The organism is Planococcus sp. CAU13, assembly GCF_000775575.1.
Taxonomy (GTDB): domain Bacteria; phylum Bacillota; class Bacilli; order Bacillales_A; family Planococcaceae; genus Planococcus.
In genome coordinates, this window is the sequence record NZ_JRGN01000105.1 from 1 (window position 1) to 12117 (window position 12117).

Genomic DNA, 12117 nt, shown 5'->3' on the forward strand with positions numbered 1-12117 from the left:
GGCAAACGATATAGGCGGATGATGTCCGCCTATATCGTTGACTGAACGCTCGCTCGACAACTTCTCATGAAAAAAGGGAGCTTTTACACTCCCTCTCCTTATCTTTCATCTTATAGAATTTCTTAAGTTTTGGCAATAATTATTGAACGATCGTTTCTTCCGGCATCGGTATTTCATTGCCGAAGATGGACAATTCAAGAAGTTCAGCAACATCGTAAGTGCCGACCGATTCTTCGACTTCTTTCGCTTTCGTGCCGTCTGACAGCATCGTCAGACAGTACGGGCAGCCGGAAGAAATCATCGTAGGGTTGACTTCGAGTGCCTGTTCGGTACGCGCAACATTGACGCGGTGACCGGTATCTTCTTCCATCCACATCAAGCCGCCGCCTGCTCCACAGCACATGCCATCCTGGCGGTTACGGACCATTTCAACAAGCTCGACGCCTTCGATCGATTTCAGGATCTCACGCGGTGCGTCGTAAACATCGTTGTAGCGGCCAAGGTAGCAGGAGTCATGGAACGTGATGCGTTCGTTGACCGGATACTGCGGTTTCAACTTGCCCTGCTGCAATAATTCGAACAGCATTTCAGTGTGATGATAAACTTCAGCTTCAAAGCCGAAATCCGGGTATTCGTTTTTGAAGATATTGTATGCGTGCGGATCGATCGTAACGATTTTCTTGATCTCCGCTTTTTCAAACTCTTTGATGTTCGCTGTCGCCAGTTCCTGGAACAGGAATTCGTTGCCGAGACGGCGCGGCGTATCGCCGGAGTTCTTTTCTTTATTGCCAAGAATTGCGAACTTCACTCCCGCTTCGTTCATCAGACGGGCAAATGAAAGAGCGATTTTTTGGGAGCGGCTGTCGAATGATCCCATTGAACCGACCCAGAACAGGAATTCGAATTCTTCGCCGGCTTTGTTCATTTCTTTGACAGTCGGGATATGAACGTCTTCGCGTGCATCTCTCCAGTTTTCTTTGTCTTTACGGTTAAGGCCCCAAGGATTGCCCTGCTTCTCGATATTTGTCATCGCGCGCTGAGCATCCTTATCCATTTTCCCTTCCGTCATTACAAGGTAACGGCGAAGGTCGATGATTTTGTCCACGTGCTCGTTCATAACCGGACACTGGTCTTCACAGTTACGGCAAGTCGTGCATGCCCAGATTTCTTCTTCTGTGATAACGTCGCCGATCAGGCTTGGGCTGTACAGGTCGTCAATCGTTACCCCTTCAGCGCCGGCAGCCATCGCCAGCTGGTTTCCTTGCGTATTGCTGAATGCCATTGCCGGCACCCATGGTTTTTTCCGGGTCATGACTGCACCCGTGTTCGTCAGGTTGTCACGAAGCTTCGTGATCAGGTCCATCGGTGACAGCATTTTACCTGTGCCGGTTGCCGGACACATATTCGTGCAGCGTCCGCATTCGACACATGCGTAGAAGTCGATCATCTGTGCCTGGTTGAAATCGGTGATTTTTCCGACACCGAATGAAGGCATGGCGTCCGGATCATCATCATCCGCTTCTTCCATTTCTTCAAAATTGATCGGCTTCAGACGGCCGACGTGATCCACGCGGTGGAACCAGGTGTTGACCGGTCCGAAGATAAGGTGAGCGTGTTTTGATTGTGGGACATAAACCAGGAAGACCAATAGGAACAATAGATGCGCCCACCACATAATATAGAAGATCGTTGCTGCAGCTGTGGCAGGAAGTCCAGCGAATAAAGTGGCAAATACGGATGCAACCGGCTCTGTCCAGGCTGCCTCGTGGCCTTGCCAAACCATGCCGGCACCATTACCGACAAGAACGGTGACCATCAAACCGCCGATGAAAATCAATACGAGGCCTGATTTCCAGCCGCGTTTCAGACGAACCAGTTTTTCAATATAGCGTCTGTAGAATGCCCAGACAACGGCCACCAGGATAGTTAATGTAACAATTTCCTGGAAAAAAGTGAAAGCCGGATAAAGCGGTCCGAGGGGCAAGTGAGAGCCTGGCGATAATCCTTTGATGATAAAATCAATGGCACTCGCCTGCACCAGCAGGAAACCATAGAAAAACATGACATGAATAATTCCACTTTTCTTATCCTTCATTAATTTCTTCTGGCCAAAAACGTTGACCATGACTTTGCGGACACGTTCGTTGAAATTATCTTCAAATTCCACTTTCTTGCCGAGCTTGATAAAGTCATATCGCGATTTCAGCAGATAAATGAATAGATAGACTGCGTAGATCGTGACTGCCAAAAATAAGATCCAGTTTGCGATTAGCAACGGCTCCATTGCGATTCCTCCTTAAATATTTATTCCAATATCCTTATTCAAAAGTTTACGTCAACAGGCATCGGTTGTCGATGTTATGTTCTATAGTAAAATATGAATGAGCATTCAGTCAATAGGGAAATTGAAAGGGTTTACATTATATCGTTTTCATTATACCCAGTGCAGCTCATCTTGCACCCTGTTTTCTGCAAGTTTTCCTATATTTTTTCATTTATTGTCTTCAGTTCCTGGATAATGGCGTAAAAAAGCACCGCTCAATGCGGTGCCTGTCAGTCAATAAATGATAAATGAAAAAGCGGCCCATTCAGATGATCTTCCACCAGTTGACAATTCTGCTGTTCCGCACCTATCAGAACAGCTGTTGATGGCCCGCCGGAAGCGGAAAGATCGAGGCCTGAAACAGGTAAAAGCGCCTTCCCCAGCATCAGGCTTACTTCAGCGGCAATTCCTTTCGAACCCACCGGCCAGATGCTTTCAATAATTTCCGCTTTCCTCAATTCGTTAATCTGTTTTAAATCTGCAACGTCCGTGGACTGTTTTATAACATTTTCACCTGTTAAGGGCAACCCGTAAACATACCACTTTAAATTCGAGTTGCTGATTTCTTTCTTCCTCTCGCCTATCATCGTTACTGACAGTGCAGATTGCAGCATTTTCATATTCGTCTCACTGCTCCCTGTAATGGGAAAAGGTGGCAGACCGGTTTCCCGAAAAAGCTCTGTGATGCCGGCAACATACCGTTCCCAGTGTTCCGCTCCGCTGAAGTTATGAAGCAGGACAGCAAACGGTTCAGAGCCGGCCGCCCATTGTTCCAGTAATGCTACTCTGGCTGAGAACTTTGCTGTCGTGAGATCTGAGGCTTTTATTTCATCCCGCTCTTTCTCGCCTATGGCTCCCGAATTATCGGTAGTGATTATCAGATCACGGACGTGCAGTTCATGACGCATGGAACAACCTCCCCACAGCAATTTTATCGATGTAAGGCATAGCAGCAGCCGCTAACACTGAATTTACGGAAGCTGCAATCACAAGGGCCGGAACTGTTGCGTAAAAAAATGAGGAAGACAGCAGGAAGTAAAAAGGAACAGCTGCAATCACCCCATTGCCCAGGATGAATGCCACCCATTTCATCCAATTTTTACTTCCGTTATGCAATTTCGCAAACAGCCAGACAATCGCACCCATCTCCAATGCAATGAGGAAGTGAAAAGGCCCAAGAGGCATGCCGCCAAATAATGCTGACAGTAAGTGGCCGAAAATCGCGATAGTTCCAGCCAGCGGAGCCGAAAAAAACAGGACGGCTATCAACGCCGGCATCGTATCGAGCGCAATTGAAGCTATGCCGAGCGGAATTTTAATCATACCGCCGACTGCTGATAAGCTGGTGAATAAAGAAGCCAGCACCAATTTCTTCGTGTCCATTTTACTCCTCCGATTTTTTGGCGCGTCCGCCGCCTTTAAAAACCTTAGCGCTCCTGACATATTCATTGTCCGGCACATCATTCCTTGAGTTGGCTACACGTGCTGCTGCAAAGAGATAATCAGATAGCCGGTTTAAATAGCGCTGTACGACTGAGGGGAATTCTTCTCCTGACTTCATAAGCGTCACCGTCTGGCGTTCAGCGCGGCGTGTAATCGTGCGGGCAATATGTAGAGTTGCTGCTGCAGGTGAACCGCCTGGAAGGATAAAGCGTTCAAGTAAAGGCGGTTCTTCCACCAGATCATCTATTCTTTTCTCCAAAATTTCCACTGGTATTTCCGTCATTTTGTATTGAGGATTTTTGCGTACATCGGCCAAATCGCCTCCGCAATCAAACAACTCATTTTGAATGGTTTCCAGGTCTTCCAGAAGATCGGCAAATTTTGACGGGTCCAGCTCAGTCATTGCTTTTCCGATGAATGAGTTCACTTCATCAATCGTTCCGTAAGCCTCTATCCGTGGTGCATCTTTATCAGCGCGTGCCCCGATCAGACTCGTCTGCCCCTTATCACCTGTTTTTGTATAGATTTTCACAATGATCCGCCCCTTTTATAATTTGTGGAATGCCATACCAAATCCGTGTTATTTGCTGTGCTTCAGCAAAAAGGTGTTGGTAGATCCTTCCGATTACATCCCGCATTTCCCGTTCAATGGGATCAATCGGCACAATACCCCTATTCATATCGGTTAAAATCCAGATCTGTTCCGAACTCGCAGCTTGCTGGCTGACTTTTTTTATATGCTGCATGATATTTTCTTCGGATACCTCATTTTGCAATTGCAGCTTCACCCATTTTTCCAATCCCGCAATGACAGCTGGTTTGCTGATACTCTCCGGACATTGTCCTTCATACCAGGAGCATTCTTCCACTTTCAATTGCTGTTTCACAAATTGTCTTTTGCCATTAAAGGCTCCACCGAATACGATTTGCATCTGGCTCCCTCCCCGAACGCCTTCCGACTTTCCCATACAATGGTATGGCAATCACCATGCAGCGCATACTGTTCATTAAACGCCTGCTTTTTTGCGCGTGCCAGCAGATAGCGCAATGGCCCCCCATGCATAAGAATGGTGAATTCATTGCCTGCCGGCAGGTTTTGCAATGCCTCTTCCACACGCAATATCACTTGGCTGAAACTTTCTCCATCAGGAGGAATATTCACAAGCGGATCATCAATCCAGGCCCTGTAGCTTTGATTATGCGCTAACTCTTTATAGGTTTTCATTTCCCACTGTCCAAAATTGCATTCCCTGAAGTTCGTAACCGCCCTGTACTCTGCATTCGGAAACAGTATCGATGCGGTTTGTCTGCAGCGCTGCAAATCACTTCCCCATACCACTCTGCAACTCTTATCGGATTTCGCCCTGAACGGCAATACAGGTTCATCCGTCCAGCCTATATATTGCTTTCTTACATTTCCGGCAGTCGGGGCATGGCGAATCAGATGAAGAATAAAATCATTATCCATAATGATAACTCAATTCCTTCCACGTAGGCTCCGAACAGATCACCCGTGACTCCGCCAAAGTTTTTATTGCACCATAGACGGTAAAGAAAAGAGGCGATAAGAAATGCAGCAAGTAAAGCAATCCCACTCTGCCAGCCGGTTAATACAATAATTGCTGCAGCCACCACTACCATCCATGCCATGGCAAATACTGTGATCACCGATAGATTCGCCTTGTTCCGAAAAAAGGCGGCGAGACCGGAATATTTGGAAGTGGAAGTCAAGCTGAAAAGAAACAGAAGACCGATTCTTGAAATGACCGGTATAAATAAAATCAGCCAAACAGAAACTGAAAGGACCGTTTCAGATATAATGATGATTTTTCCCGTAATGGTTAAAATCAGCGCAATTGCGCCGAATGCCCCAATGCGCGGGTCTCCCATTATCTCCAGACGCCTTTCTTTGTCCTGATAGGAAAAATAGGCATCTGCTGCGTCAGCCAATCCATCCATGTGAAGGCCGCCTGTCATGGCAATACTGAGGAACGTTATTAAAAAGCCGATCAATAAAGAACTGGCATCAGTTGCATCCCTCAGTAAAAAAGCTGAAGCTGCCAGCATACCCCCCATCAATATACCGATTACCGGCAGCTGAACATACATGGCTGTCACATGCTGCCTCTCCATGGGCAAATTTTTTCTGATGGGAAAAACAGAGAAAAACTGCAATGCCAGCAGCAGTCCTGTTCCTATGTACTTGGCCATTGCAAATTCCCCCTACTTCCTTTTAAACGCTATTCCATTTTCCATCTCAAATGCCTGAACCGCTTCCTGCACAAGCCACACATGGATTTTCCCCAGCCATTTCATGTACCGCTCGTCACGCATGAAATCATCCAGCACTTCGTTGGAGACAATCACCAACACTTCTGCTCTATCAGCTATCTGTGAGATAGTTTTCTTCATTCTGTCCCATTTCGCTTCCATGCAGCCGATTTTTTCCGCACAGATTTCTCCCTGCTCCCAGCCTTCATATAATTCATTTGCCAGCCAGGTTGTTACACAATCCCACAACACAGCATCACCGGTTTCCAGTAACGGCAACACTTTTTCAAATTGATTTGCCTGCTCAATCGTATGCCAGCCGTCCATCTCCCGATCACTGCGGTGCCGCTCGATGCGCTCTCTCATTTCGGTATCATTTGCCCGGCCGCTTGCCAGATATACTTTTCTTTGTGCACCAAACCGCCGAACCAGTGATTCAGCATAGGCACTTTTTCCGCTTCGAACACCACCACTGATAAAAATCAGCTTTGAGTGAGCCATAAGGAAATCTCCTCCCTAAGCCGGTCCATTGCACCTTCCGACTTCATGCCGATGCGGAACCAACGGCCGTCCATTCCTTTAAATGAATATGTATGTCGCAATACGATGCCTTTTTTCAGCATGTCCCGAAAAAATAGATCTGAATCTTTGCCCTCCGGCAGGCTGAATGAGAGGAAATTAGCCCTGGAATCTGTAATACGGCAATTTTTTTCTGTAAAGAACTGAACCATTTTAATCCGTTCTGTATTGGCTGCCACCCGAATCATTTCCCTGTAGTCTTCCAGCGGGAAACAGCCGGCCCCGATCGATGCAGACAATGCATTGACATTCCAATGTGCCGCTCCTTCCGTTAATTCACTGATCGTTTGCGGCGATGCCATTACATAACCCAGCCTTAAACCGGCGATTGCATACATCTTTGTCATTGAACGTACAATTATTACTTGAGGATATGAAGAAAGGTGTTCAGCAAATGATGCTTCCTCGCCAATAAAATCGATGAAAGCCTCATCTATTACTAATTCACAATCTGCAGCACAGCAATAATCCGCGATTTCTTTCAATTGTTCTGCTGTCAATACAGTTCCGGTCGGATTATGCGGGTTGCAAATATATATAGCTGTACTATTATCAAGTTCCGCTTTGACTGCTTCGATATTTACCTGCCAATCGCTCTGGGAGGATAATTGAATTTCGCTGATGACTGCTCTTTCAGCTTCGAGCGTTTGGCGATATTCAGAAAAAGCAGGTTCCATTAAAATCACACGTTTGCCGCGGTACCTTCTGGCCAGCCATGTGAAAATTTCTGCAGCGCCATTTGCAGCAGCTATCTGATCTTTTCCTGTATGATGATATGCAGCAGCTGCTGTTCGAAAAGGTTCTGCGTGCGGATCAGGATACGCATTCAGCAACTGGTAAAAATCGGACCAGTTTTCTTTTACGAATACAGGGGGGCCGAAAGGGTGGATATTTTCACTGAAGTCCAGGAAATTTCCAGGAGGCTCGATGCCTGACTGGCTATAGAGGCGCAGCGGATTTGCACCATGATTAGGCAAATTCAATTATTATTCCTCCCATCGCAAATAATATGAAAAATGCCCATGATGCAATCTGCATATGGGTCACTGCTTCCTTGATGTGGCTGGCTTCCAGCTGATAAACCGGCAGCCCCATATAAGCGCGGAACGACGAGACGCCTCCATAAGAATTTTCGCCGCCTAACCTGACTCCCAGCTGCACCGCAGTAGCTGCTTCCAGCCAGCCGCTGTTCGGGCTTGGGTGTTGCGGAGCATATTGGATCCACTCCTTCAACCGTCCTGGAATCGACAGTTTTCTCCTGTTTACTGTCAGCATCAGGATTAAAAATCCTGTTATTCGGCTCGGCACAAAATTCAGCAAATCATCCAGGCGTGCAGAAGCAAAGCCGAATTGCCGGAACTGTTCATTCTTGTAACCTACGATCGAGTCGCACGTATTGACTGCTTTATATACCCATAACCCCGGAGCACCCAGCAGAAACGCCCAAAATAGCGGGGCTGTAATCCCGTCGCTGGTGTTTTCGGATACCGTTTCGACAACTCCGCGGGTAATTTCGCTTTCGTCCAAGTGGCGTGTATCCCGGCCCACAATCCAAGACAGTTTGTGGCGGGCTTCATCCAGATTTTTATTCACCAGCGGTCTATAAACATCTTCAGCTGCGACTTGCAGACTCTTCTGCGCCAAACCGGATGCTATTAAAACCGCCTCTGCCGCAACTCCCAAAAAAGGATGGACCAGATAAGCCAGAAATACTGCGCCTGCCACTGTTAAAAAGACGATAACGATCAAAGATCCCACCATCAAAAAACCGTTCCGGTAAGCATGTGGCCCTTTGTTTAATAATTCGGCTGCTTTATAAATATACTTTCCGATCCAGCGAACCGGATGAGGCCAGTGCGGCGGATCTCCTATCAAACGATCGAGCATCATAGCAATACCGATCGCAAGTATATGGTGCATCATGCCTTCTTTGCCTCCCGGTATGCTTTGATGCCTTCTACAGTGCATTCAAAAACGCCGCGGCCGATCAATTTCCCTATTTCCGTTACAGGACCGGCATAAGGCAGATATTCACCCTGTTGCGTTGCTGCCACTAAACAACTGTCGGTTGAAGTTCCTGTCGCAATTGTACCAGTTAATGGATCCATGACCTGCTCCTGTTGCAGGGCTTTGGTTTTCGCCTCAGTCGCTGTAATCATGGCCTGGATAAAAGCTTCTTCCGATAGCGAGCCGTTGACCATTATCCATGTATTGATCGTTCCCACATGCATCGTCCGTTCAACTGCTTTTGACACATCGACTCCGTTGCCCACACCGGCTGTAACAGCGATTACAACGCTGCCAAACGTGCCTTCATATTCCTTCACTATGGCATGCCGGGTTTGCACCGCTGTCATCATGCCTACCGTATCCGTCGATTTCAACTCATTTTTTTCAATGAAGCCCTTCATTTCCTCAAGGCTGTTATCAATATTATAGGATGCATCCACATGGCGGTTCATGAAGTTCCTGAACCATCCGGAACCTGGGTTGACGACCGCAGACGACACGGTTTTCAATGGCACCCTGCTTCTGTAAAGAACCATTTTTGATGAAATCGAAAAATCTTCTGCCCTGATTTGAGCTGATGAAATATCTCTTTTTACATTAGGCAAGAGAGTAATTTGGGGTTTCGGCAATTCCGGGTGTGGATGATTGCTGACCCTTGTTTTGTAAACAGCTTCCACGTCATGCTCCCTGACAACTTCATGAGGTTCGCCTATGCGGTAAATTCTGCCCTTATCCAACAGCAATAATTTGTCACAGTACATTGCGGCCAGATTAATATCGTGAAAAATCGAAACAATGGTCAAATCTTTTTCAATAGCCTGTTTTTTTATCGTATCAAGCAATTCTTTTTGATGATTGATATCCAAGTGGTTTGTGGGTTCGTCGAGCAGCAGAATCGAGGCATTTTGTGCAAGAGCCTGAGCTACAAAGACACGCTGCTGTTCCCCGCCTGACAATTGATCGATCTGACTCTTCTCATAATGGCTTATATCCATAAGACGCATCGCTTCAACGACCGAATTTTCATCCTCTTTTGACCAGCTGGAAAACCAGCCGCTCTGATGCGGATATCTTCCAAGCGAAACTGTTTCACGGACGGAATGCGAAAAAGCATGGACATGAAGCTGAGGCAGAACCGCCATTGTTCTGGCCAGTTGTTTGGGCGGGAAATCAGTGATCTGTTTGCCGTCAACCGTAATGGTTCCTTCTTTGAATGGCAATACTCCACTCATGAGTTTCATAAGTGTCGACTTCCCGCTGCCATTCGGACCAAGTATTCCGAGCATTTCCCCTTTTTCCACCCTGAAAGAAACATCTTCAATAATTTTCTTTTCTCCATAGCCACCTGATAAATTTTGTATTTCAAGCATTCATTGACCCTCCCTTGCGCTGCCGGAAAAAAATATAAGCAAACACAGGTGCACCTATAAACGAGGTTATAACTCCGATCGGCAACTCTGTCGGAGATATGATCGTTCTCGCCAAAAGATCACAGACGATTAATAACGCTGCTCCGTTGATGAAGGATAAAGGCAGTAAATGGCGGTGATCAGATCCCCAGACAAGCCGTGTCATATGTGGAACCACCAGTCCGATAAATCCAATCGTACCAGAAACGGCAACTGCGGCTCCGGTAAGCACCGATCCGCCAATGAGTATCGACAACTTTCTTTTTTTCACATCCACCCCCAAATGCTGTGCACGCTCTTCACCGAATAGCATAGCATTCAATTCGCGGCGGTTCAGCCACAGAACAAAGGATCCAATTCCTATAAAAGGCAGGGCCATCTGAACGTATGGCCAGCCACGCATTGATACACTTCCAAGGAGCCAGCCGATAATCTGCCTCAGTTCCTCGCCGGTCAGAGCAATCATCAGCGAAATTACAGATCCGAGAAATGAGCTGAAGATGATCCCGGTCAGGATGACTGTTTCCATTTTCATTGATCGGTCGACCAATTTAGCAAATCCCATGACCATGAACATCGTGAGTAATGCGCCGATCATGCTCATCACCGGCAATGTGAATGTTCCGAGAAAAGGGAGCGAAATGCCGAAAAAAAGTGTCATCACGGCGCCTACAGAGGCACCGGAAGACACTCCTAAAGTGTAAGGATCGGCTAACGGATTTTTCAAAAGTCCCTGAAATGCAGCTCCTGCAATCGCCAGAGCAGCTCCGACAAGTCCTGCAAGAACTACTCGGGGCATACGAATATTCCAGAGTATATTGGCTGCCGTTTCATCGAATTTCGGATTGAATAATACTACAGGTGAAATAGGAACCGTGCCGATCGTTACACCCAGCACAATCGCTCCGCCCAAAAGCAGCAGAGAAACGATATATGCAAGAAAATTTTTATTCACTGAAGACCTCCGGATAAACTGCACGGGCCAATTCAAGCAAGCCAGCTGTTAAACGAGGGCCGGAACGTGTTACCGCGTCCGAATCGACACTGTAGACAGCATCCTCTTGAACTGCAGTAACTTCTGCAAAGCCGCTGCGGCTCTTGATTAATTCTTCCGCATTTTCGATATAACCGCCTTCAGTGGTCACAATGACATCCGGATTTGCTGCGACAATGGCTTCGGGATCCATGCTGACCCAGCCTTCCTGATCTCCAGCTACGTTTTCAGCGTTTATGAGCTGAAGCATTTCATCCATGAATGTCCCGGAACCCGTTGTGAAAATTTCCGGATCGCTTCCTACTTCCACAAATACTGATTTGGTTTCTTCCACACTGCCGGCCTGTTCAGAAATATCTTCCACCTGCACTTTCATTTGTTCAACCAGTGCATCGGCTTCTTCAGTAACACCCGCAGCCTGGCCAATGATTGTAATTGTGTCATAAACTTCCTCAAAACTTTGAGCATTATCGACAACAAACACTGTAAGTCCTGCATCAGTAAGCTGCTCCAGTCCCTCTGTCCCTGCCCCAAGGCCAGATTCGTGGGCAAAGACGATGTCCGGCTGCAAACTGATTATTTTTTCTACATTGAATTCCATTCCGCCGATTTTTTCTACATCCGCTGTTTCTTCAGGATAATTATCAAAGTCTGAAACTCCGACAACCTTATCCCCTAACCCTAATTCATATACTATTTCAGTATTGGAAGGGATCATGGATACAATCGACTGCGGCTCTTCCTCGATTACTACTTCTTCACCAAGCGCATCGACAAGCGTTACAGGAAATTCCGCTTCCGCCACTTCCGTCGGCGGTTCCGCCGGCGTTTCGACGTCCTGCTCTTCTTCCACTGCGGTTTCGCCGCCGCATCCTGCCATCAGAACTGCTGCCAGCCCTGCACTAAAACCAAATTTCCAAAACTTCTTCATGTTGTATTCCTCCAATATGTTTTTTGCGGTCCAGCACCGAATCAGCGGAGGGGGACACCGCTGATTCGAAGCTGAACCTTAGTGTGTTGCTTGTGTTGTGGGTATTGTGGTTTCTCTTTGCGTCTGGTGTCCAGACTCCAGCGGCCAGCTCCTCGGG

Annotated in this window: 14 protein-coding genes; all 14 read right to left on the bottom strand. The window is 47.1% G+C overall.

Annotation, left to right across the window (positions count from 1 at the left end):
* Positions 1 to 139: 139 nt before the first annotated feature.
* Positions 140 to 2284, bottom strand: a complete 2145-nt coding sequence (locus KW93_RS04495) for a (Fe-S)-binding protein (protein ID WP_033541781.1) — start codon at positions 2282 to 2284, stop codon at positions 140 to 142.
* A 269-nt stretch (positions 2285 to 2553) separates the two neighbouring features.
* A complete protein-coding gene (locus tag KW93_RS04500; RefSeq protein WP_033541782.1) occupies positions 2554 to 3231 on the bottom strand; it encodes a hypothetical protein in 678 nt (225 codons plus the stop codon).
* Positions 3221 to 3706 (bottom strand): ECF transporter S component, encoded by a 486-nt coding sequence (locus KW93_RS04505; protein ID WP_033541783.1) that lies wholly within the window; start codon positions 3704 to 3706, stop codon positions 3221 to 3223. The genes KW93_RS04500 and KW93_RS04505 overlap by 11 nt, the downstream gene beginning before the upstream one ends.
* Before the next feature lies 1 nt (position 3707).
* Complete coding sequence (locus tag KW93_RS04510) at positions 3708 to 4298, bottom strand: cob(I)yrinic acid a,c-diamide adenosyltransferase (protein ID WP_033541784.1); 591 nt, start codon at positions 4296 to 4298, stop codon at positions 3708 to 3710.
* Positions 4273 to 4698: a bifunctional adenosylcobinamide kinase/adenosylcobinamide-phosphate guanylyltransferase gene (locus tag KW93_RS04515; protein WP_033541785.1), complete on the bottom strand. Its 426-nt coding sequence runs from the start codon at positions 4696 to 4698 to the stop codon at positions 4273 to 4275. The genes KW93_RS04510 and KW93_RS04515 overlap by 26 nt, the downstream gene beginning before the upstream one ends.
* Positions 4650 to 5234, bottom strand: a complete 585-nt coding sequence (locus tag KW93_RS04520; protein ID WP_033541786.1) for a histidine phosphatase family protein — start codon at positions 5232 to 5234, stop codon at positions 4650 to 4652. Before KW93_RS04520 ends, KW93_RS04515 begins: the two co-directional genes overlap by 49 nt.
* Positions 5207 to 5977: an adenosylcobinamide-GDP ribazoletransferase gene (cobS, locus tag KW93_RS04525; RefSeq protein ID WP_033541787.1), complete on the bottom strand. Its 771-nt coding sequence runs from the start codon at positions 5975 to 5977 to the stop codon at positions 5207 to 5209. The genes KW93_RS04520 and cobS overlap by 28 nt, the downstream gene beginning before the upstream one ends.
* A gap of 12 nt (positions 5978 to 5989) precedes the next feature.
* Positions 5990 to 6538: a bifunctional adenosylcobinamide kinase/adenosylcobinamide-phosphate guanylyltransferase gene (locus tag KW93_RS04530; RefSeq protein WP_033541788.1), complete on the bottom strand. Its 549-nt coding sequence runs from the start codon at positions 6536 to 6538 to the stop codon at positions 5990 to 5992.
* Positions 6520 to 7599, bottom strand: a complete 1080-nt coding sequence (locus KW93_RS04535) for a pyridoxal phosphate-dependent aminotransferase (RefSeq protein WP_033541789.1) — start codon at positions 7597 to 7599, stop codon at positions 6520 to 6522. Before KW93_RS04535 ends, KW93_RS04530 begins: the two co-directional genes overlap by 19 nt.
* Positions 7586 to 8539, bottom strand: a complete 954-nt coding sequence (gene cbiB / locus KW93_RS04540) for an adenosylcobinamide-phosphate synthase CbiB (protein ID WP_033541790.1) — start codon at positions 8537 to 8539, stop codon at positions 7586 to 7588. Before cbiB ends, KW93_RS04535 begins: the two co-directional genes overlap by 14 nt.
* Positions 8536 to 9996 (bottom strand): adenosylcobinamide amidohydrolase, encoded by a 1461-nt coding sequence (locus KW93_RS04545; RefSeq protein WP_033541791.1) that lies wholly within the window; start codon positions 9994 to 9996, stop codon positions 8536 to 8538. Before KW93_RS04545 ends, cbiB begins: the two co-directional genes overlap by 4 nt.
* Positions 9989 to 10990 carry a FecCD family ABC transporter permease gene (locus KW93_RS04550; protein ID WP_033541792.1) on the bottom strand — a complete coding sequence of 334 codons (1002 nt, stop codon included), beginning with the start codon at positions 10988 to 10990 and terminating at the stop codon, positions 9989 to 9991. Before KW93_RS04550 ends, KW93_RS04545 begins: the two co-directional genes overlap by 8 nt.
* Positions 10983 to 11960: an ABC transporter substrate-binding protein gene (locus KW93_RS04555; protein ID WP_033541793.1), complete on the bottom strand. Its 978-nt coding sequence runs from the start codon at positions 11958 to 11960 to the stop codon at positions 10983 to 10985. The genes KW93_RS04550 and KW93_RS04555 overlap by 8 nt, the downstream gene beginning before the upstream one ends.
* Positions 11932 to 12117 (bottom strand): hypothetical protein (locus tag KW93_RS17755; protein WP_235318358.1); only part of this gene is annotated, 186 nt, incomplete at its 5' end. The genes KW93_RS17755 and KW93_RS04555, both read right to left, overlap by 29 nt.

Coding starts and splice junctions, on each gene's coding strand:
- KW93_RS04520 (WP_033541786.1), bottom strand. CDS start 5,234: ATGGATAATGATTTTATTCTTCATCTGATTCGCCATGCCCCGACTGCC.
- KW93_RS04545 (WP_033541791.1), bottom strand. CDS start 9,996: ATGCTTGAAATACAAAATTTATCAGGTGGCTATGGAGAAAAGAAAATT.
- cbiB (WP_033541790.1), bottom strand. CDS start 8,539: ATGATGCACCATATACTTGCGATCGGTATTGCTATGATGCTCGATCGT.
- KW93_RS04500 (WP_033541782.1), bottom strand. CDS start 3,231: ATGCGTCATGAACTGCACGTCCGTGATCTGATAATCACTACCGATAAT.
- KW93_RS04555 (WP_033541793.1), bottom strand. CDS start 11,960: ATGAAGAAGTTTTGGAAATTTGGTTTTAGTGCAGGGCTGGCAGCAGTT.
- KW93_RS04530 (WP_033541788.1), bottom strand. CDS start 6,538: ATGGCTCACTCAAAGCTGATTTTTATCAGTGGTGGTGTTCGAAGCGGA.
- KW93_RS04515 (WP_033541785.1), bottom strand. CDS start 4,698: ATGCAAATCGTATTCGGTGGAGCCTTTAATGGCAAAAGACAATTTGTG.
- cobS (WP_033541787.1), bottom strand. CDS start 5,977: ATGGCCAAGTACATAGGAACAGGACTGCTGCTGGCATTGCAGTTTTTC.
- KW93_RS04505 (WP_033541783.1), bottom strand. CDS start 3,706: ATGGACACGAAGAAATTGGTGCTGGCTTCTTTATTCACCAGCTTATCA.
- KW93_RS04495 (WP_033541781.1), bottom strand. CDS start 2,284: ATGGAGCCGTTGCTAATCGCAAACTGGATCTTATTTTTGGCAGTCACG.